This window comes from Streptomyces sp. NPDC048258, from assembly GCF_043201995.1.
Taxonomy (GTDB): domain Bacteria; phylum Actinomycetota; class Actinomycetes; order Streptomycetales; family Streptomycetaceae; genus Streptomyces.
Genome location: NZ_JBICZH010000039.1, coordinates 1 through 19,200, shown reverse-complemented (window position 1 = coordinate 19,200; position 19,200 = coordinate 1). Strand labels below are relative to the sequence as shown.

General features: G+C 68.8%; 18 protein-coding genes and 6 pseudogenes. 10 read left to right on the top strand and 14 right to left on the bottom strand.

Translation table 11 applies throughout. The features are described 5' to 3' along the window. Positions 1–534 precede the first annotated feature (534 nt). The 5 genes and pseudogenes from ACGFYQ_RS40075 to ACGFYQ_RS40055 all read right to left on the bottom strand — a co-directional run bounded on the left by ACGFYQ_RS40075 (position 535) and on the right by ACGFYQ_RS40055 (position 4,911). A complete protein-coding gene (locus ACGFYQ_RS40075; RefSeq protein WP_393752004.1) occupies positions 535–1,200 on the bottom strand; it encodes a hypothetical protein in 666 nt (221 codons plus the stop codon). Then, positions 1,173–1,580 carry a hypothetical protein gene (locus ACGFYQ_RS40070; RefSeq protein ID WP_393752002.1) on the bottom strand — a complete coding sequence of 136 codons (408 nt, stop codon included), beginning with the start codon at positions 1,578–1,580 and terminating at the stop codon, positions 1,173–1,175. Before ACGFYQ_RS40070 ends, ACGFYQ_RS40075 begins: the two co-directional genes overlap by 28 nt. Positions 1,581–2,480: 900 nt before the next feature. Continuing rightward, positions 2,481–2,738, bottom strand: coding sequence for a hypothetical protein (locus ACGFYQ_RS40065; RefSeq protein WP_393752042.1), 258 nt, complete (start codon positions 2,736–2,738; stop codon positions 2,481–2,483). A gap of 326 nt (positions 2,739–3,064) precedes the next feature. Beyond that, a pseudogene (locus tag ACGFYQ_RS40060) lies at positions 3,065–3,205 on the bottom strand (transposase family protein); the annotation flags it as partial. 554 nt (positions 3,206–3,759) lie between these two features. Next, positions 3,760–4,911, bottom strand: a complete 1,152-nt coding sequence (locus ACGFYQ_RS40055) for a protein kinase (protein WP_393752040.1) — start codon at positions 4,909–4,911, stop codon at positions 3,760–3,762. A gap of 158 nt (positions 4,912–5,069) precedes the next feature. On the opposite strand from ACGFYQ_RS40055, the gene ACGFYQ_RS40050 reads away from it, so the two are divergent. Further along, a complete protein-coding gene (locus ACGFYQ_RS40050; RefSeq protein ID WP_393752000.1) occupies positions 5,070–5,237 on the top strand; it encodes a hypothetical protein in 168 nt (55 codons plus the stop codon). Positions 5,238–5,403: 166 nt separating this feature from the next. After that, a pseudogene (locus ACGFYQ_RS40045) lies at positions 5,404–5,961 on the top strand (IS5 family transposase); the annotation flags it as partial. 187 nt (positions 5,962–6,148) lie between these two features. Here ACGFYQ_RS40045 and ACGFYQ_RS40040 read toward each other — a convergent pair. Continuing rightward, entirely contained in the window at positions 6,149–6,379 is a 231-nt protein-coding gene (locus tag ACGFYQ_RS40040) for a DUF6233 domain-containing protein (RefSeq protein ID WP_393752038.1), read from the bottom strand. Between the two features lie 98 nt (positions 6,380–6,477). Continuing rightward, positions 6,478–7,608, bottom strand: coding sequence for an NADH:flavin oxidoreductase (locus tag ACGFYQ_RS40035; protein ID WP_393751998.1), 1,131 nt, complete (start codon positions 7,606–7,608; stop codon positions 6,478–6,480). A 222-nt stretch (positions 7,609–7,830) separates the two neighbouring features. Between ACGFYQ_RS40035 and ACGFYQ_RS40030 the strand changes: the two genes are divergently transcribed. From ACGFYQ_RS40030 to ACGFYQ_RS40020, 3 genes are all read left to right on the top strand, one after another. Next, entirely contained in the window at positions 7,831–8,334 is a 504-nt protein-coding gene (locus tag ACGFYQ_RS40030) for a MarR family winged helix-turn-helix transcriptional regulator (RefSeq protein ID WP_393752036.1), read from the top strand. Between the two features lie 346 nt (positions 8,335–8,680). After that, on the top strand, positions 8,681–8,959 hold the full coding sequence (locus ACGFYQ_RS40025; protein ID WP_393751996.1) for a hypothetical protein: 279 nt from the start codon (positions 8,681–8,683) through the stop codon (positions 8,957–8,959). Then, the gene (locus ACGFYQ_RS40020; protein WP_393751994.1) at positions 8,953–9,207 is read left to right on the top strand and encodes a hypothetical protein; all 255 of its coding nucleotides are present in this window, start codon (positions 8,953–8,955) and stop codon (positions 9,205–9,207) included. The genes ACGFYQ_RS40025 and ACGFYQ_RS40020 overlap by 7 nt, the downstream gene beginning before the upstream one ends. 214 nt (positions 9,208–9,421) lie before the next feature. Here the strand turns inward: ACGFYQ_RS40020 and ACGFYQ_RS40015 are convergent, their stop codons facing one another. Together ACGFYQ_RS40015 and ACGFYQ_RS40010 are read right to left on the bottom strand one after the other, a co-directional pair. After that, positions 9,422–10,150: an aspartate/glutamate racemase family protein gene (locus ACGFYQ_RS40015; RefSeq protein ID WP_393752034.1), complete on the bottom strand. Its 729-nt coding sequence runs from the start codon at positions 10,148–10,150 to the stop codon at positions 9,422–9,424. 446 nt (positions 10,151–10,596) lie between these two features. Next, positions 10,597–11,077 (bottom strand): annotated as a pseudogene (locus ACGFYQ_RS40010) (transposase); the annotation flags it as partial. Between the two features lie 34 nt (positions 11,078–11,111). Here ACGFYQ_RS40010 and ACGFYQ_RS40005 point away from each other — a divergent pair. Both ACGFYQ_RS40005 and ACGFYQ_RS40000 read left to right on the top strand, forming a co-directional pair. Beyond that, on the top strand, positions 11,112–11,516 hold the full coding sequence (locus ACGFYQ_RS40005) for a hypothetical protein (protein WP_393751992.1): 405 nt from the start codon (positions 11,112–11,114) through the stop codon (positions 11,514–11,516). Positions 11,517–11,603: 87 nt separating this feature from the next. Further along, positions 11,604–11,834: pseudogene (locus ACGFYQ_RS40000) on the top strand (transposase); the annotation flags it as partial. A gap of 466 nt (positions 11,835–12,300) precedes the next feature. On the opposite strand, the gene ACGFYQ_RS39995 reads toward ACGFYQ_RS40000, so the two are convergent. Beyond that, a complete protein-coding gene (locus ACGFYQ_RS39995; protein ID WP_393751990.1) occupies positions 12,301–13,497 on the bottom strand; it encodes a cupin domain-containing protein in 1,197 nt (398 codons plus the stop codon). Between the two features lie 31 nt (positions 13,498–13,528). Then, positions 13,529–13,705 carry a hypothetical protein gene (locus ACGFYQ_RS39990; protein ID WP_393751988.1) on the bottom strand — a complete coding sequence of 59 codons (177 nt, stop codon included), beginning with the start codon at positions 13,703–13,705 and terminating at the stop codon, positions 13,529–13,531. A 561-nt stretch (positions 13,706–14,266) separates the two neighbouring features. On the opposite strand from ACGFYQ_RS39990, the pseudogene ACGFYQ_RS39985 reads away from it, so the two are divergent. Next, a pseudogene (locus tag ACGFYQ_RS39985) lies at positions 14,267–14,613 on the top strand (transposase); the annotation flags it as partial. Between the two features lie 446 nt (positions 14,614–15,059). Further along, on the top strand, positions 15,060–15,545 hold the full coding sequence (locus tag ACGFYQ_RS39980; RefSeq protein WP_393751986.1) for a hypothetical protein: 486 nt from the start codon (positions 15,060–15,062) through the stop codon (positions 15,543–15,545). Positions 15,546–15,700: 155 nt separating this feature from the next. On the opposite strand, the gene ACGFYQ_RS39975 is transcribed toward ACGFYQ_RS39980, so the two are convergent. The 3 genes and pseudogenes from ACGFYQ_RS39975 to ACGFYQ_RS39965 form a co-directional block, all read right to left on the bottom strand. Continuing rightward, complete coding sequence (locus ACGFYQ_RS39975; RefSeq protein WP_393751984.1) at positions 15,701–16,483, bottom strand: hypothetical protein; 783 nt, start codon at positions 16,481–16,483, stop codon at positions 15,701–15,703. 267 nt (positions 16,484–16,750) lie between these two features. Beyond that, positions 16,751–16,945 (bottom strand): annotated as a pseudogene (locus tag ACGFYQ_RS39970) (hypothetical protein); the annotation flags it as partial. Positions 16,946–16,963: 18 nt separating this feature from the next. Beyond that, positions 16,964–17,503 (bottom strand): 2'-5' RNA ligase family protein, encoded by a 540-nt coding sequence (locus ACGFYQ_RS39965; RefSeq protein WP_393751982.1) that lies wholly within the window; start codon positions 17,501–17,503, stop codon positions 16,964–16,966. Positions 17,504–18,513: 1,010 nt separating this feature from the next. Here ACGFYQ_RS39965 and ACGFYQ_RS39960 point away from each other — a divergent pair. After that, positions 18,514–19,041, top strand: coding sequence for a 2'-5' RNA ligase family protein (locus ACGFYQ_RS39960; protein WP_393751980.1), 528 nt, complete (start codon positions 18,514–18,516; stop codon positions 19,039–19,041). The last annotated feature ends 159 nt before the right edge of the window (positions 19,042–19,200 follow it).

The following is a 19,200-nucleotide window of genomic DNA, read 5'->3' as shown; positions in this document are numbered from 1 at the left end:
CGTGAGGCCGCCTGAAAGACACTCAGGGGGGCGTCTACGGCTTCGGGTTGTGGTGGAGTGCCTCGGGGCGGCTGTCCGGGGCGCGCCCTGGGGCTAGGGTCGGGCGGCGGGCCGATATGGCGTGCGCGGGCGAGGCCCGGCGCCCGGTGTTCCCGGGGGCAGTACCGCCGGGCCGCCCCAAGCAGACAGCCGCCCCGGCCGGTGACGAGCGGTCAGCGCGCGGCCGCGTCCGGGCCTGCACCGAGCTGGCGCCGGCCGGGGAGTGGGGCGGGAGCGCGGGCGACCTCGTCCCGCAGGGTTTCTCGTACTGCGCGCAGCAGTACTCCGGCGTGTGCGTGCAGGGGCCGGAGTACGTCGGCGACGTCCGGCTGCCGCGGGTCACCGAGGCAGTAGCCCCGGCCTTGCATGTCCCGGTAGGGCGCGACGAGCCGCTCGACGAGATCCGGCAGGGCGCGCAGGTCCCCGATCCGGGTCAGGGCCCACCGTGCGTGGTCACCGACGGTGCGTCGAAGAACTTCGATTCGCCGGGGTCGTCTAGGAGGGCGGCGAGCCGGTCGGCGTACGGGGCGCCCGGTGGCCGAGCACTGCCAGCAGATGTGCCGCCTTGTAGCGCGCGTCGTCGTCCGGGTCGGCCAGCAGCCCAGCCGCCAGCGGCAGCACGGCCGCGGCCGCGGACGGCCGGGCCGCCAGCAGCCGCCACGCCTCGTGCAGCGCGCACCGGCGCAGCTCCGCATCGCCGATCCGGCTCCCGGTCTCGGCGAGCCCGGCCACGAACGAGGTCGCCACCGCCGTGTCAAGCCATAGCAGTTGCACGGCCCGGGCTGCGACGTCGTTGCGCTCGTACGGGTACTCGCAGTCCAGGGTGTACCAGACCTTCCCGAATTCCGGGGCGAGTGCGGGATCGGTGAGGAGCTCCAACAGCATGGGGTAGGCACGCAGCGCCGCCTGCGGGTCCAGAGACGCTGTGGCGATCACGGCCGCCACTCGCAGCACTGGATTCTCGCAGTGGAGGACGCTGTCCAGCACCGCGCGTACTTCGGCGTACGTCGAACCCGTGGGTTCCTCGGCGCCCGCGGCCGCGGCCTGGTCCAGTGCCAGCAACAGGGTCACCCGGACCGAGAGGTCCGTCTCTTGGTGCCACCGCTCCAGCAGGGGGGCGGTCCGGTTGGCGATCAGCTGCAGTGCGGCCCGCCGTACCACGGGATCCGGGTCGTCGAACAGTGTCCGCAGGCGGGGCCACTGCCGCCGCCCGCCTCCCATCCGGAGTCCACTGCCCCGGCCTCGCCGGTCTCACCGTTGTGGGCCAGGTCCGCCAGCACCTCGACCAGGTCCGGCCGTGCGGCCGTATCCGGGTCGAGGGCGAGATCCGCCAGGAACGGCAGCGCGGCCGTGCCTGCGCCGGTGACCCGTCCCAGGAGGAGGTCCTGCAGGTCGCCGTACGCCCGCTCCACGGCCTCCGGCCTGGTGGTGGCGTCCGCTCGGGCGATCCGGCGCAGTACCTTCGGCACGTTGGTGGCCGGGTGGTCCGGCCCCGCCGCCTCCAACCCGCGCCAGTCCACCGCGTCCAGACCTTCTAGCATGTCCCCCGCCTCGCTCCCGAGCGATCGTCCCGCGTCCGGGGCATCCTGCCACTGCGGTAGAGGGCGCAGCGCGGCAATTCTTCGTACCGGTGGATCGGTCGGATCGCCTGGGTGGGCAGGGCTGCGGTGGTGTACTGGCGACGTCGCCCGCCCGGTTTCCCCGCCCCCGTCGGTGGTACGGACACCAGCCCCATGTTCGAGCGCCACGTGGCGGTGGCCTGGCTCCTTGCCCACGGCAAGATCGAGGTTCCGGGGGAGCCGGGCGAGGGGCCACGTGTCCGTCTCCGAAGATCGTATGCTCACGGTCCGCCGGCCGACCCGGAGCTGTTCCTGGCCGACGAGGTGGAAGCACGGACCGTCTGTCCGACTGGACCGCAGGCGCCGACGCCGAAGCCCTCGCCCCGGCGGGGGAGGCGGCGTGGGGGATGACCGTGAAGCGGCTGACCGCCCCCGGCGTCGGTCCCCTGGCCGGGCTGGGGAAGGTCCGGGTGACCGGCGCGCAGAAGGGGCGCAGGGCCGGGAGTACGTGGATGTGTCCTGACCGGCCGGGTCCGGGGCACCGCTGCCTCGGAGGCGGGGGTCGTCCGGCACGGCCGGCCGCACGCCGCCCCGGGCAGGACTGCCGGTGCGCGCCGTATGCCTGCGGCGGCATCGCCGTGGCGGCGCGGTGCGAGCAGCACGGAATGGCCGTCGAGCCGGTGATGGAGTGGCACCCCGGCGGCGGGATCCGCTGCGTGGAACTGGCCTGAGGAGCCTCGGGGTCGGTCACTCAGGCAGGTGACGCACTGCGGCTCGGCGGATCTGTGAGCAGCGCCGGGGGCAACGCTCGCGGGCAGGCGCACGAGTAGCCGTTTGTTGGGGGTACGGGCTGTCGGCAGGCGCGCTGTGACAGGGCCTGTGTCAGCTGTTGGGAGGGCCGGGCAGTCGACGGAGTTCGAGCAGAGCCATCGCGATCTTCACTGCGGTCGAAATCGTCAGGGCCTGCAGAAACGGCATGCCCATGAGCCATAGGGCCACCATCATGACCGTGAGCACCAAGAATGCCGGTAGCAGATTGGTTCGCCTGATCGCAGTCCGCAGGTGTCCGGCTCTGCTCCGATGCTGATCCACCGTACCGATCGGGCGCGCGGTGACGCCTTCCTCCTCGCCTTGTGGCATTGGCTGCTGACCTTCCCTCGTGTTCGTCTCCGGCAACGAGTCTTGGGTGCGATCCGGCGGACTGCCACTGCTGCCACTCGTGCCCGCCGCCATCCGAGGTACAGGTTCACCTCACCGGCGCGGATGGCGTGCTCGGGTGGGGCCCGGTGCCCAGAGCGCTCTGGGGGCCCTACGTTGTTCGTCATGGGTCGGCTGCAGCCATTCGTCGGGTTGTGGGGTTCAGGAGAGGTGGGTGTGGCTCTCTGTGGGTTGCCGCGGGGCCCTCCCGGACCACGGAGCCTCTGCTCGACGCATGTGCGACGTCCGCACTCGGTGTTCTGGCAGGTGAACCGGCGGACCCGCAGCCGGAGTACGACACTTCGTCCCGCACTCGGAACATCAGCGGGAAACCGCAGGTAGGAGCCGTGAACCCGGCCGGACCACGCTCCGCAGCCTGGGCACGAGGCACCCGCGGCGGTGCACCGCACATGAACACGCACTATCGCGATGTTCGCGTCCACCGCCAGCACCGCGACGTCCGCGATCGACGGGAACAGCAACTCCTCCAGCCGGAGCGAGACCTCTTTCACAGCCCCGAACTGTCGGCCCAGTCACTCCTGCCACTGCTCGTTTTGAGGCAACTTCCCGATACGCCAAGGAGAGTTCAGTCGTCACTCACAGTGCGCGGGTCACACAACCTGAGCCAGAACCCCTTGAAGTGAACGAAGCCACGTCGGGGTCCCGCGGGCGGGGGCGGGGGGCGGAGAGTTCGGCCATGCCGAACTCGACGTACCAGTCGCGGGTGCAGCGATGGGCGCGCCTTCTCGGGTGCCTACGTGTAGGGCGTCGGCGACGGTTACCGCAGCGGCTTCAGGTTCGGTTCCCCGGTTACGAAGTTGACGCTGCTTGCCTTCTCCCGCACTGAACTGTGGATCTGTCGGGTTGGCGGAGCGTGCGCACGGGGTTCAGCCGTCGGATGCTCCGCGGAGACGCGGCCTGTGAAGTGCCAGGACGCCTTCCAAAGCCCGCTCCTGTTCGGGTGTCAGTGTGAGTCGCAGGGCAACACCTCGGGGAGGCATGCTGAGTGGCTTGGGTGGCTCCCTGAAGGGAGCCTTCGGGTGCGCGTTCGCCATGAGCACCCTCCTGGAACCGCCGCGGAAGGACGGATTGCCCAGCGTGACCGATCCCAGGTTGTGCCACTGCTGGGACCATACGGCCTCACCGCGGCGAAGCCGTATCCCCTGCCGGTCGACCTGAACGACGACATCCACCGTGCCCGCTGCGGCCTCGTACATAGATTGCGCGGCGGAGTTGATGGGAAGAGCAGTAACATCCCCACCAGCCACAAAACCCACGCGTTGTCCCTCACGTCGAGCGAGGTGGCGATCCACATTCCCACTCCGAACAAGCCTGCGACGGAGGCGAGGAACGCAACGCCCACGCAGCCCGAGGGCATGTCGGCCGGCCCCTTCGTCGTGAGGGAGAACAGCTCTGATGCCCCATCGTCGACGGTGGCGGGTGCCGTGGGCGCCGAGTTGCCCGGGACAGGTTTCGGCGGTGCTGGCGGCGCAGTGTCCGGCGCATTGATCAGGATGGTGATCACTTCGTCAGTGGTCGGCCGCTGGGCTGGGTCTTTGGCCAGACACCTGGCCAGGAAGCGGCGCAGCCCGGCCGGTGCCGCGCTCAGGTCGGGTTCCTGGTGGACGACCCGGTAGAGGAGCGTCTGGACGGTGCCGTGACCGAACGGCGCACGACCGGTGGCGGCGTAGAGGAGTACGGCACCGAGGGAGAAGATGTCGCTGGCGGGACCGACGGGAGCGCCGGTGATCTGTTCGGGGGACATGAAACCCGGGGTGCCGATCACGTGATCGCCGGTGAGCGTCGTCAGGGTTGGTGAGGGCTCGAGCGCTTTGGCGATACCAAAGTCGATCAGTCGTGGGCCGTCGGCGGCCATGAGGACGTTGCCCGGTTTGAGGTCGCGATGCACGAGGCCGGCGGCACCGGCGGGATGCAGCAGGCGTGGGAAGCGGCCCGGCAGCAGCGGGTAGCCGCAGGGCAGGGAGTTTCGCGGCTCTTCCTGCCGTCGTGGTTCCGGCGTCGGCCCCGGCCGGGCAAGCCGACCTGGGAAGGGCGGACGATCAGCAACGCGTCCTAAAAGAGCGTTTTGTCCCGACGAAGGTGTTTGGTAAGTCAGTCGAGGATGATGGCGGGGTGTTGGTCAAAGTAGAGGCAGTACGGCCCGCCCCGTCGAGGCCCATGCCTGTCCGAGTGCACTCGGCGGTGGGCACCGTGGTGGTGCTATGGCAGGGGGCTCCTGAGGCAGTGGGGCGGGAACACCACGTCGAGTGGACCGTGGATGAGGACATCGCCTGGACGGTGAACGCCTGGCCAAGTGCCTCTGGTGTTGCTGAGCTGCGGGAAGACGGCGACCGCATCGTGTTTCGTGGGCAGCTGAGCCTCTTCGAAGACGGAGGGGCTGTCCTGGACGTGGGTGGCACGCAGATCCTGTTCGACGTGTGAGGCTGCCGAGCTTGCTGGGCATCGTGGTGCAGAAGTCGCGGTGACGGCACCGTGTTGGCCTATCTGATCCTGTCTCATCCCATGATGCGCCGTTGTGCACCCTCTGCTTCTGTCGGCCGGTGCACGCGCCTGGGCTCGGCGAGCGGCTGGGCGGTACTCAAGCATCATGACCGCTGGGCGTCGCCGCTATCCGAGTGATCTGTCCGATGCCCGTTGGGAGCTGGTCGAACCGGTGCCGGCTGCCTGGCGGTCAGAGCGTCGTGGCCGGGGGCTGGACGTCGGCCGGCCGCCCGACCACGACCTGCGGATCCTGCTGGACGCGGTCCTCTACGTGAACCGCACCGGGATTCCCTGGCGCTACCTCCCGCACGACTACCCGCCCTGGCCGACCGTCTACGCCCACTTCGCCCGCCGGCAGGAGGAAGGCGTCTTTGACCAGCTCAACAGCCTGCTACGGCGTCGAGTACGCCAGCACGAGGGTCGCGAGTCCGAACCTTCCGCCTGCGTCATCGACTCCCAGAGCGTCAAGACCTCCACCAACGTCCCCGCGGCCGGGCAGGGCATCGACGCAGGGAAGAAGATCGTCGGCCGCAAGCGCAGCATCGTCATCGACACCGTCGGCCTGCTGCTCGCCGTCCTCGTGACCGCGGCGAGTGTGCAGGACTCGATCGCCGACCAGACCCTCATCGAGCGGGTCGCCGCCGGACATCCCACAGTCCGCAAGGCCCACCCCCACCGCTCAGAAGCACCCTCCAAGCGGAGCCTGAGTCTGATGGGCGGAGGAGGGCGATGCCAGGCGTTGGTGGAGCTGGGGGAGGGGGTATGGGATGGCCGTGAAGCGGCTGGCCGCGCCGGGGTTCGCGCCGCTTGCGGTCATGGGCAGCGTCCTGGTGTCCGAGCGGGGGCCGGGCTTATGTGGAGCTGTGTTGGCAGGCCCGGGTGCGGTGCACCGCCGACTCCTCGTCGGGGGTGGTCGGGCACGGGGTGATGCATCCGAGGGCGGCGTCGGGCCGGCAGTGCAGGCAGGCGGGTAGGCCCTCGGCCGGGGCCCGGCGCGCCTCCTCGCTGCTCGGGGCCGGGCAGCGCATTCCTGCATCCCCGCAGTCCCCGCAGTCCCCGCATGGACGCGGGCCAGCAGCCAGCCCGCGCCGATACAGCGCTCAGGCCTCGACCGCCAGCGGGCCCGTCAGTCCTCGTCCGGTAGCGGGATGTGGCCTGTCGCCTTCTGGACGGCTTCCGGCTACCGGCTGAGCGACCTGAGCGCTGCCGCGTCGTACGGCTTCAGCTCGTCGAAGCGGTTGCCGAGGACCTTCGCCGCCCACTGCGGGTCCTGGAGCAGCGCCCGGCCGACGGCGACCATGTCGAACTCGTCGCGTTCCATGCGGTCCAGGAGGTTGTCGATGTCGCCTAGCGCCGCACCCTCGCCGACGAAGGCGCGGATGAAGTCGCCGTCGAGGCCGACCGAGCCGACGGTGATGGTCGGCCGGCCGGTGAGCTTCTTGGTCCAGCCCGCCAGGTTCAGGTCCGAGCCCTCGAACTCCGGGAGCCAGTAGCGCCGGGTGGAGGCGTGGAACGCGTCGACGCCCGCCGCCGCCAGCGGGGCCAGGATCGCCTCCAGCTCCTCCGGGGTCTGCGCGAGCCGTGCGTCGTAGGCCTCCTGCTTCCACTGCGAGTAGCGGAAGATCACCGGGAAGTCGGCCGGGACGCGCTCGCGGACCGCGGTCACGATCTCCGCGGCGAACTTCGTACGGGCCACCGCGTTGCCGCCGTAGGCGTCGGTGCGGCGGTTGGTCCGCTCCCACAGGAACTGGTCGAGCAGGTAGCCGTGGGCGCCGTGCAGTTCGACGCCGTCGAAGCCGATCCGCTCGGCCTCCGCGGCGGCGTCAGCGAACGCGCCGATGACGTCGTCGAGGTCGGCGCGGGTCATCGCCTTGCCGGTCCCTTCGGTGCCGTCGACGCGGATGCCGGAGGGGCCGACGGCGGGGGCGTCGGCATACGGTGCCTCGCCCTGCTTGCGCACCATGCCTATGTGCCACAGCTGAGGCACGATCGTGCCGCCCGCCTCGTGCACGGCCGCGGCGACCTTCGCCCACCCCGCCAGCTGGTCCTCGCCGTGGAACCGCGGCACCCGGTCGCTCTGCCCGGCGGAGTCGTGACCGACGTAGGTGCCCTCGGTGACGATCAAGCCCACACCTGCGGCGGCCCGGCTGGCGTAGTACGCCTGTACGTCCTCGCCGGGCACGCCGCCGGGGGAGAACATCCGCGTCATCGGCGCCATCGCGATGCGGTTGGGGACGGTCAGGCCGTTCAGCTTGACGCGCCGGGACAGGATCTCGGCCGCGCGGGAGGCGGTGGACGTGGTGATGGTCATGCGGGTCCTCCGGGTTGAGGCTGTGGCTCGTCGGGGTGACAACGAGGAGTGCATAGTACACATGCCATGTATCATGCATATTGCTGTGCCCGGCCGTCGTGCGGCGCCGCCCGCAGGCCGAGCCGTGCAGGGGTCCGCCGGTCCCCGGGTTCACAGGTCCGCCATAATGGAGCGCCGGAAGGAGCGGGAGGCGCAGTGCTGGAAAAACTGGAGCGGGAGCTGATGCTGCTCTCGCGGCACCAGGTGCTGGCCCGGCGCGAGCGCGACCCCGAACGCCTGGAGCGGTCGGCGTACCTGCTGCTCAGTCGGATCGACACACAAGGCCCCATGTCCATCGGACAGTTGGCGGAGGCCTTCGGGCTCGATACCTCGACCGTGAACCGCCAGACGGCCGCGCTGCTGCGCTGCGGACTGGCCGAGCGCGTCGCGGACCCGGACGGCGGCATGGCCCGCAAGCTGTCCATCACCGTTGAAGGCGGGCGCCGGCTCGCCGAAGACCGTGAGGTCAACCGGTCCTGCCTGGCCCGGGTGGTCGCCGACTGGTCCCCTGAGGAAGTACGGGAGCTGGAGGACGTCCTGGTCCGGCTCAACCGCAGCGCCGAGGCCCTCGAAGGACGGTACTGGCCGCGCACGGAGGAAGGCGACACCCGCGCTGCATGCCACCCGCCGGTCCCGCATGAATCCCCGACTCCTGCTCCGCAGGCACCCGCGACTCCCGCCCCGTAGGAACGCCCGTGGCCCGCCCCGTGGAAACGCCCGCGCATCGGGGTGCCCAGACCCGGCGAGCGGCCGGGCCCCGGTCGGCTGTCGGCCGATTCAGAGCATTGGTGTTGTCCATCCGGGCCAGGTGTCGCGCTCAGTCACAACAGCCTCCTCTGCGAACGGACACCGAATCTTGCGGACCGGAGCGTGCGAGGAGGTTGGGCCCGTGCGGCCTGGCCCGCATACCGGGCGCTGCACACGGCCGGGCATGCCGTCGGCTCGGAGAGCAGGGGGCGGACGCTTGCCCGAAGTGCAGGCCAGGCCCCCGGCGGCCGCCGAGCGGGGGGTAGCGGCCGACTGGGGTTCAGGCATGCGTACGAAGTGGATCATTGCGGCGATAGGTGGCCTGGGCCTGTTCCTCACGGCCTGCAGGGCCGGTTCGGACGACAGTGCGCAGGACTACTCCTTCCCGGAACTGCCCCAGGCCGTCCCCAATCCGGTCCGGCAGCCGTCCGACCTGCCGATGCCGTGGGCGCAGCCCGGGGACGTCTTCCATGAGGTCGTTGCCTCCGGCTTGCGGGGGAAGACGATCGACATGGCCAACACCGACGGGGAGACCTCCGCCCGTGCCCTGTCGACCTCGTGCTGAAGGACGGCGCCGAGGCCGTGTGCGTGAGTGTGTTCGAGGGCCTGGAGGTCGAGTGGGACGTCATCGTGGGCCCAGCGTCGGACGCCCACGGAAGGCCGGTCCAGTGGGACGAGAACCGCTGCCGTCACAGCGGGTGCACGCCTCGGCCTCTGGCGCAGCAGCGCGTCGAGGGCTTCCTCGACACCGAGCTCAGCCCCTCCGCCGACCGCGAGTTCGCAGTCGTGGTCGTCCCGGTCAGTTCGTCATAGACGGACAGAGGTATGCGGCCTCGCGCTCGACCAGGACGCTGTTCTCGAACTCGGCCCCCAGCGCGGAGCAAGGCGACGAGGTGGGCGCCGTCGGACAGTTCCCAGACCGCTACCGGCCCATCCCGGCCGGCCGCCCCATTACCAAGCGGCTGAAACGACCAGTCATGTTCTGTGGCTCCTGCCGGACGATCGAGCCTGCGGGGCAAGTCGGCTGTCAGCGGGATGCGGATGCGGTTGGTCCGTCGTTCTGGGTGCCGGACAGTGCTGCGTGCACGGCGGCCGCAGCGTGGAGTCGTGCGGTGGGGAAGACCGGGACGGGACTGTCCTCGGAACTGATGAGAAGCTCGATTTCGGTGCAGCCCAAAATGATGCCTTCCGCGCCGCCAGCGACCAGGTCCGTGATGACCTTCTGGTAGGCGGCACGTGACTCCTCCCGCACGATGCCCAGGCAGAGCTCTTCGTAGATCACGTGGTGAACGATCGTGCGCCCGTCAGCGTCCGGGATGCGCACATCGAGTCCCCTGGCTTCGAGACGGCCTCGGTAGAAATCCTGCTCCATGGTGAACGCGGTGCCCAGTAGGCCGACTCGGTGCAGGCCCGACGCCCGTACGGCCTCTGCGGTGGCGTCGGCCAGGTGCAGCAGGGGGATGGAGACCGCCGCCTCGACACGGTCGGCGACCTTGTGCATGGTGTTGGTACAGATCAGCACCATGTCTGCGCCGGCTGCCTCGAGAGCCTGAGCAGCCGCAGCCAGGATCTCGCCGGCCTCCGTCCAGCGGCCCTGGGCCTGCAACTGCTCGATCTCCGCGAAGTCCACCGAGTAGAGCACGCACCGCGCCGAGTGGAGTCCGCCGAGGCGGTCACGCGTGAACTCGTTCAACAACCGGTAGTACTCCGCTGTCGACTCCCAGCTCATCCCACCGATCAGCCCGATCGTCTTCATCGCCACGCCCCTCACATCGACTCCGAGCGGCATCACGTTCGTCACCGGATGCCTCTGTATAAGGAATTAAGCATGACAGACCCAAACGCATAAGCCTCACTTGGAGTCAGTGGAGCTTCCACGCCTGGTGGCTGCCGTTCAAGGGGGGTGCCGCCGCTGTCCTGTACTTCGCGCTCAGGCAGGGAATCCGGGCCGGGTGGACGGTGCCGGCACGCGATCCGCTCGACGGAACGGTCGTAGGCAAGGATCTGCGTCAGTTCCAGGTCGATGGCTTCTGCCGAGTCGCGGATGCGGTCGAAGCGGGCGCCGCAACGAACCAGACGAGCATGCAGCGCACGGTGGCGGCGGCCTCGGCCGGGTTCACGATGGTGACCTGATCCATCGCCAGTTCCACTTCGCCACGTGGCTGCCGGGGGTGAGGGGCTCGGTCGTGCCGCTACCTCGGCGCGCTCGACCAGGATGCCGTTCTCGAAGCGGGTGCTGGAGCGGACCAGGGCGACGAGGTGGGCGCCGGTGATCGCGCGCCAGCGTTCCTGGGCGGACTCGACGAGCTTGAACACCATCGCGAGGGCCGGGGCGGGGCTGCCGGCGCCGCGGGTGACCTTGGTCCGCAGCTTGACGGTGGAGAGCGTCGACTCGATCGGGTTCGTGGTCCGCAGGTGGACCAGTGCTCGGATGGGAAGTCGTAGAACGCCCGCAGCTCCTCCGCGTCGTCGGTGATCTTCGCGACGGCCTTGGGCCGCTTGGTGCCGTAGGTGCGCGCGAACGCGTCGATCGCCTTCTCCGCATGGCGCGGTCCCCGGCGTTGTAGATCTCCTTCATGGCCTTGGTGGCACCGGGCTGGGCGGACTTCGGTAGGACATTCATGACATTGCGGGATTTGTGAACCCAACACCTCTGGTGCCGGGCAGAGGGGAATACACCTCGGCCAGGGGAGCGAAGCCGTGAAGGAGGTCCCGGGGTGGCGCTGAGACCGCCGGTGGAGCCGATGCTGGCGCAGGCTGTGGAGTCGGTGCCGGGCCCCGGGGTGTTGGGTCCGCTGGCTTTTGAGCAGCAGTTCGACGGGCACAGGGTGCTGCTGTTCACCCCGGCCGGGCCGGGCGGCCGGGTGCTGTTGCAGACCCGGCGCGGGTCGATGATTCAGGACCGGTTCCCAGAGCTGGTGGCGGCCGCCGAACAGCTGCCGCACGGCCTGGTCCTGGACGGCGAGCTGCTGGTCTGGGATGCCGAGGCGGGCCGGCTGTCGTTTGAGGCGCTGCAGCGCCGGCCACCGCCCGAGGCCGGACCGCCCCCACCCTGGCCGCGCGGTGGCCGGCCTACTTCGTCGCGTTCGACGTGCTGCAACAAGACGGGGAGGAACTGTTGAACCGCCCCTAAGATGGCATCTGATCTAGGTAGTTGGTGTTTTGGGATGTTCTTGTGACTGCAAGCGTCGGTGGTCGTTGCCCGGGGTATGAGTGCTCGGCGTGCGTATCGCAGTGACGTCTCTGATGCCCGCTGGGCGTTGATCGAGCCGGTGTTCGTCGCCTGGCGGGCTGCCCGCTCCGGGCCCGGGACGGCAGCGCGGGTGCACGATCTGAGAGAGATCGTGAACGCGATCCCCTACGTCAACCGCACCGGAATCCCGTGGGAGCACCTCCTGCACGACATCCCGCCGTTCAAGACCGTCTACGACTACTACGCCTAGGACTTGTCCGGGCGATCATGTCCGGAGCCAGATGACGAGGGCTGCGGCGGTTGCGGTGCCGAGGTAGACGTATCGGCGCTTGTCGGGGACTCGCCCTTCCCGGTGTGGCCGGGTCTCAACTCGGGGCAGGCACAGCCCTCGGGTTAGGTGTTGCTCTAGCGTGGGAGGACGGAAGGCATGCTGGCCTAGATCCCAGGTACGCGAGCACGCAAGACGACGGAGGCGTGTTGACACCTCTGACCCGGATTCCGCTGGACGGCGGGGGCTGCATTCTGGTCGAGCTACACAGCGATCCGGCTGGGCGTCCGGCCCGGCTTGGGCTGGACATAACCCGCCATAGATCACATGCGTGACGCACGGGCCTGCGGCAGGTTGGTCCTGAGGGAGATGTCCCAGGAGGCTGCCTCCTGCGACGTCAGGCTGCGCCCCGCCGACGGCGCTGTGGGTGAACGGCGATGCGTATTCACGCAGTGACGAGCTCCAGAAGGCCTTCGCGGGTGAGCCGCCGGGCCAGTACGAGCCTTCCCTGCTCATCGAGCTGATCGGCGAGGTCCTTCACCATGAACGGCTTCCCTGCAACGATCCGGCGCAGGGCAGGTTCCAGACGGGCGGGCATGTCCAGTTCCCGGTCACCGAGCAGGACGAAGAGGCGGTCTCCCTCGACTCTGAGTTTGCAGACCGAGCCCGGACGTCGACGCAAAGTCGACTGCTCGACGATCCGGTCTAGGTCGAGCAGATGCTGCAGCTGGCCGGTGAGGAGAGGCTGGCGGTTGGACCAGAAGTGCTGCGCCGTCGCGGCTGCAAGCGCGGCCGGGTCGATCGTGTCCACCTTGTTCTTGATGTCGCCGAGTCGTTCCGCCACCAGGGCTGCCAGCGCCGCGGGGTCGTCCGCGAAGCCCACGGGAAGTGATTCGTCGAGGCCGTAGACGATCTTGTCGATCGCGTTCTTCAGGACGAGCCGCCACTGATAGGCGAGGATACCAACGGTGATGTGCGCCGAGGCACTGCTTTCCGTACGGGCCGAGTGCGGAAACGTCCTGGGGATGTACAGCATGTCTCCCGGGGCGAGCTCGCCATCGAACAGGAGCGCGCCCTGCTCATCGCCACCCTCGCCGGGCTCGTAAACGTGCCAGTGCTTTCGGCCGTGGACCTGCAGAATGATGACGTCGTGGGTGTCGGCATGCCGGGAAAGGCCCTCCGCGGAGCGGGGAGTGATGTAGGCGTTGGCCTGCACCGGGTGGGTCAGTGCGCATTCGAGCTGGCGGCAGAAGCGGGCCAGCGGGGGCCAGTACTCCTGCAGGGTGTGCAAGACGACGGTGGCTCCGGCGTCGAAGAACGAGTAAATGCGCCCCGGGTCGGCCTGGTCATCGACCTGCCGTGTGGAGCTGGTGAGCGCGGCGCCCTTCGTGTAGCCGGCGGGGTCGATCGGCTTGCCGTCCTGCATCAGGCGGAAGCGGGGCAGCCGAAGGCCCCCGGAGGAGATCAGGGTATCGACGTCCCCAATGGTCAGAAGGTCGCCGAATCCCACGCCGTCCACGGCCGCCCGGTGAAGAGGAGCTCGACCCCAGTGACGTTCGACGAATTGCGGGATGTCGCCGACGCACCGGCGCAGAGCCTCGAAACCCGAGACCGATGCGCTGTCGTCCTGCAGTGGTGTCAAGGTCGGTAGCACGTCTGTGTCAGCCTTCCGGTCACACGGTCACGTCGGGGCCGTCCCCGTCATCTTCGGGATCATCGAGGTCGTGATAGATGTCATGGCCGTCAGCACCGCTACGGAGCTCGCCGCCACCCTTGCCGAAGCGGTCGGGTCGCGGCGTCCACGTAGTGGTGATCTCGCCGTCGTCAAGTGATCCGCTCTTGGGTTCCACCTGCCACTCCTCGCCTACGGTCACGCCGCGGAAGTCCGGACCGTCCGCTGATCTCAGGATGCGGGCAGGCGTAGAGGGCTACCAGCGGCAATCGGGTGGTCTTCGTCGCGGGCTCTGCGGGTCACGGGGCTGACCTGATCCAGGGCTACGCCGGCCGTAGACGCGCAAGGCGCCCATATCGTCATCCGTCCGCGGTCTGCTGAGGTTCTCGGCGTGGGTCGTCAGGTTCTGATGTTCTTTATCTTCGGGCTCAGGTCGATGTCGAGAGAGCCAGGATGCCTGGGTGGTCGATAATGGTTCGCTGCGTTGTTCGGACGCGTCAACCGACCAACCGATCCAAGAGACACGCTCTAACTGATCATTTCAGAATGGGATCGGGTGTGTCGGCTTGTCGTGGAGGGTCGTGCCGGGCAGGTTGTGCCGAGTGTTTGTTGATCTTGTGCCTGACGACTTGTGGGAGCGGATAGCCCCCCTGCTTCCTGCCCGGCCGCTGCGGCGGCATCGTTTCCCCGGCCGGAAGCCGGTGGACGATCGTGTTGCCTGCGGGGCATCGTCTACGTCCTCACCCAACTCTTGCCCCTGCTGAACGCGATACCCCGCATCCGGGGACTACGCGGCCGCCCCCGGCACCGGCCCAAGCGCCTGTTCGCCGACCACGGGTACGACTACGACAAGTACCGTCGCCTGATCCGCAAGCGCGGGATCTCACCCCGAAGATCGCGCGCCGCGGCACCCCGCACGGCTCCGGCCTGGGCAAAACACGCTGGGTCGTAGAGCGGACCTTCGCCTGGCTCCACCAGTTCAAACGCCTCCGCATCCGCTACGAGATACGAGCCGACCTCCACCAGGGACTCCTCGAACTCGCCTGCATCATCATCTGCTTGAGACGCCTCCGCACCTCATTCTGAAATGATCAGTAAGGCGTCGTTGGGCAGGCCTGTGCGGAGCGTCGTCCAGCGTGCACCGCACAGGCCTGGTCAGGGCTCGCACAGGGCGACGTCTGTGAGCCGGGCGTGACTCCGGCGGGATGAAGATCGTTGGCGGGGCACGAACAACACCAGCCGGGCACTTACCGCCCTCTCCCTCGGGACCGCCGCTCTCCTCGGGGCCCTGGCTGCACCCGCCAGCGCCGCACCAGCCACTGGGTTGGACCTAGCCGTCTGCAAGACACTCCACGGAATCCCGATTGCCGGTTCGGTCGGCGATGTCGCATGCGAGCTGGTGGACGAACTCCCCAGCGGCCCTCTGTTGGGTCCGCTCATCGGCCCCGCACAGAGGTAGCCGAGCAGCCTCAGAAGTCACCAGGGTGCTTGCCAGGGCGGCATCGGGATGCTCCTGGTGAAAGGGCCTGGTCATGCCGCAGATGTCGAAGGTCGAGCTGTACGCGGCGATCCGGCGCGACCACCGCGGCGGCATGAACATGGCCAGCAGGACCAATCGCAGACCCAACGAGTTTCGCGTCGTCGAGCTGATCCTCGGGGCGGTGACGGAAGCCGGTCTCGACGGAGCCGAGGCGGCCGTCCACTATCGGATGGTCGGCGACTCCCTCCTCGCCTACGTCGGCCAGCGCGCCGCCTACCTGCTGTTCGACCCGGACGTCCGGGCCGCCGACGAGTCCTCCTGGAGCCGTAAGTACCGCCACCCGGCTGAGCACCCAGCTGGCCGAGGTGACGGAGGACCAGATCTTCCAGGCCAGGATCGAGGCGCTGATCACCGCGATCGAGACACGGGTCCAGTCGCTCCGCGAGACCTGAGCATGTCTCTTTGGTGGGCTGGTCAGTTGATCGGAGCCGTGGACGGCGCGATCCGGGGTGTACCACCGCGGTCGGCTCGGCCTTGACTCACTGTGCGGCGGGGTCAGCTTCCGCCCGGGACAGTGCTGTGCGACTGGTGCGACCGCACCATCACGCGGTGGCCGACTCCATCGACCCGGCCCCGCGCAAGGGGCCGTGGCTTGCCCGAGGCCTGCTGGGCGAGATGCCCTCAGCGGTCTGGTCATACGACGCCGGTGATGATCCCCCAGCTCACGGCGAGCTGCCCATCGGCGAAACCTTTGAAGATGCCGTTGGTGTCTATGCGACCCGTGGCGATGGCACCGAGGTCGAAGCGGTAGAACAAGAGGTCGCGATCGAGGGCGACGATGTGGCTCCACTGCTCGTTGAGCAGCCCCTCGGCGAGGCCAGTGAAGATGCCGTTGGTGCTGATGCGGCCGGTGGCTATCTCGCCGGTTTCGAAGCGGTAGAACAAGAGCTCGCGGCCGATGGCGACGATGAAGTCCCAGTTCACGTTGAGCCGTCCCTCGGCGAGACCGGTGAAGATGCCGTTGGTGTCTATGCGACCCGTGGCGATGCCGCCGGTCTCGGAGTTGTAGAACAAGAGCTCCTGGCCGAGGGCGACGATGTCTGTCCAGTCCGCGTTGAGCCGTCCGCTCGCGAGCTGGGTGAAAATGCCTTCGTTGCTCAGCCGACCAGTGGCGATGACACCGCTGTCGGAGCGGTAGAAAAAGAGCTCCCGGCCGAGGGCGACGATGTGGGTCCAGCTATCGCCAAGCCGTCCGTCCGCGAGCTGGGTGAAGATGCCGTCGCTGCTCAGCCGGCCAGTGGCGATGACGCCGCTACCGGCGCGGTAGAAAAGGAGTTCTCGTCCTACCGCCACAATATCGGTCCGGCCCCTGCCGAGCCGTCCGGTCGCGAGCGGGGTGAAGATGCCGTCGCTCTTCAGCCGACCGGTAGCGATGTTGCCGTCGTCACTCCTGTAGAAGAGCAGCTCCCCGGACACGGTGACTCCTCGGGTTGTCGGAAGGTGTCGCTCTCCCGCCCCCCGGAATCGTGCCGACTCGCCTCCTGTCACGGGATCGGAAACGCGCACTCCTCTTCACAAGCGGCACGATCAGCGCGGCGCCTCCCCTACGACGCTACGCTTCGGCCCCCGCGACGGCACTCCGGACCCCTACGGCAGGTCAAGGTTCCGCTTTCAACCGGCAGAATGTTCTGACGTCCTGGCTACCCGCTCAGCAGCCGACGGGGCGCCCGTCCTCTTGGGCGCTCACCTCCGCGAGCTCAGCCGCTCCCACAGCAAGGTGTGGACGAGTGCCTCGTTGAAGGTGGTCTGCCCGTGGTCGGCGCCCGCGTAGCCGCCACCGAGGTGCTCGTGGAACAGGACGGGATGCCCCAACTCCCGCAGCCGCGCGGCCATTTTATGGGCATCGCCGGGGTGGACGCGGTCGTCGCGGGTCGAGGTCAGTGCCTCTGACCTGCTTCATTCTCCGAGTGCGAACGACGCCCTCTCTTGCCACTTCACCCCGTCGTGCACCATCAGTTCAACCGACGCGACATGAGACGTGAACGGGAGCCTGCCTGCGAGGTCGGCCTCGATCTCCTCCAGGACGGCGTCTTCCTGACCTTGAGCGATGGTCAGGTGCGGCACGATCTCGGCAAACCGGCCGCCATACGGCGGAGCCCCAGGCCAACGATCAGCGATCGCCTCCGTGAGCTGCCGCAACTGCGTGTCAGGCTCGGGGACGAGATACAGCACTTCCGGGAGCCGTCCACACCTCTCGAACCGCAGGTCAAACGCCTGGTGGCCGCCCAGCACGTCCGCGAGAGCGGAGTAGACGAGCGCATCTATTCGGCTCTCATCGAGGAACGGGAAAAGCACGGTGACGTGGGCTGGAACCCCGGCCTGGGCTGAGGGGTCGAGCCGTTCACGCCATCCACGGACGGACGGCTCCGCCTCCGGGATCCGGACTATGAGCCCCGTCTGGCCCGCCTGAAACGTACTGGTGCTGTCATCCGCCATGACACCGCATGGTGTCACCTCTGTCGCAGACAGCACGGCTCCTCAGGCCCGCGTCGCGGAGCCGCTCGAGGAAATCGGCGTCGCCGCGGGCGACCGCGGCCGCGGCACGGACGGTGCGCTGCCGAGACTCCCGCGCGGTCTCCGTGAGGCCGCGGCGGGCGGCTTTCTCCGCCTCGCCGGTGACCGGGCGCCGGCGCCCGGTGCGGTTCAAGGGTGACATCGGGTGAGGCCCCAACGGGCCTCGAACCGCCTCGCTTCGGCATGCAACTTGAGGATGTCACCGCGCACGCGCGGGTGCCGGCCGTCCTGCCGGGCCAACGTCGCCAGGGGGTGGATGTGGTCGGTGGCGTGCCGCACGGCATCCACCGGCAGGCCTGCTCGTCACCGTGGCCGGCGATCCCGGCGGCGGCCACCATCGCGGCGGCGACCTCGCTCCACTCGGCATCCGACAGGACCCGGTCGTCGGCGTGGTTGCGGACCGAGACGTGCCATACGTGCTCCGCCTTCTTCGGCCCGCGCAAGGCCTCGCGGGAGCGTCCAGGGAGCAGCGCCAGGTCCGCGAGCATCATCCGCCCAGGGGTCGCGGGCCGGGCACGGCAGGTCCGGATCCCAACCGGCGACGAGGTGAGGGTCGACGTGCTCGTCGCGCTCCCGCGGACCGAAGAGGTAGTCCAGCAGATCGATGGTCGTCGACCCGCTCTCCGCCTTCTCCGGCATCACGACCTGGGGCGCCTCCGTCGCCGCATCCACCCTGGCCACCGCCGCCAACGCCTCCTCCACCACGCCCGCGGCCGCCTCAGAAGACCGGCACCGGGCGGGCCGGTCACGGTCTCGGCGCGCAAGGTCGTGTCGACCAGGCGGCGCGCAAGCTCGCCCGGCGGGCAGGCGCGCGTCCTTCCGGCCTGACGCTCCGTGACACCACGTCACGCAGCTTGGGCCAGACCCCCAACCACCCCGCAACCCCAGTCTGACATTCTCCGGTCTCGTACCTGGCCTGCGATGATGATGGAGTGCCAGAGCCAGGGACCACTGCCGTCGTCATTGTTTTGCCCGATGCCGCCCCGCTCCTCGATGCGGCGTGGCGTATCGACCCGGCTCTGGTGCGTCGTGGGGTGCCGGCGCACGTCTCGCTCCTCTACCCCTTCGTGCCGGAATCAGCGCTGACAGGTCAGGACGAGAAGGGCGTGCGTTCCCTGGCGGCGAGTCTTCCGGCAGCTGATCTGCTCTTGGAGGAGCTCGTGACGGCGTCCGGCTTCGTCGCTGTCACCGTTCCGGAACTCCAACCGATCGTTGATGCGTTCCGCGCCCAGTGGCCCGGGTTGCGCCCGTACAGAGGCCGCTTTGGGGCGCGGCCCGCCGCCCATGTCACGGTCGCTATGGGTGCAGACAACCCGACAGCCTCCGCCCATGTCCGCGCTGCGGTCGGCAGCCTGCTGCCTCTGCGCACCCGTGCGGCTGCGGTCCAGCTGGTGGTGCTGACGGAGGAAGGCTGGCGGCCGCGGTTCACCGCGCCGCTCGGCGGCCCGGACGGACGGTGAACACCGCCCGCCAGTCCCTGGCCGCGACCACAGCCAGAGGCCAGCACCCCACACTTGGCCACATTGAGGTTGATCCGCGGGAGTGGACACCGGGTTTCATGCGACGAGTGACAGCGTACGTGGTGTGATCAGCTGTTGTTCGAACTCTGCTGGCGTGAG

Bases quoted from the DNA above. Each gene is read 5' to 3' on its own strand.
- ACGFYQ_RS40070 (WP_393752002.1), bottom strand. From the start codon at position 1,580: ATGCTAGAAGGTCTGGACGCGGTGGACTGGCGCGGGTTGGAGGCGGCG.
- ACGFYQ_RS40065 (WP_393752042.1), bottom strand. From the start codon at position 2,738: ATGCCACAAGGCGAGGAGGAAGGCGTCACCGCGCGCCCGATCGGTACG.
- ACGFYQ_RS40035 (WP_393751998.1), bottom strand. From the start codon at position 7,608: ATGACCATCACCACGTCCACCGCCTCCCGCGCGGCCGAGATCCTGTCC.
- ACGFYQ_RS40030 (WP_393752036.1), top strand. From the start codon at position 7,831: ATGCTGCTCTCGCGGCACCAGGTGCTGGCCCGGCGCGAGCGCGACCCC.
- ACGFYQ_RS40025 (WP_393751996.1), top strand. From the start codon at position 8,681: ATGCGTACGAAGTGGATCATTGCGGCGATAGGTGGCCTGGGCCTGTTC.
- ACGFYQ_RS40015 (WP_393752034.1), bottom strand. From the start codon at position 10,150: ATGAAGACGATCGGGCTGATCGGTGGGATGAGCTGGGAGTCGACAGCG.
- ACGFYQ_RS39980 (WP_393751986.1), top strand. From the start codon at position 15,060: ATGCCGCAGATGTCGAAGGTCGAGCTGTACGCGGCGATCCGGCGCGAC.
- ACGFYQ_RS39965 (WP_393751982.1), bottom strand. From the start codon at position 17,503: ATGGCGGATGACAGCACCAGTACGTTTCAGGCGGGCCAGACGGGGCTC.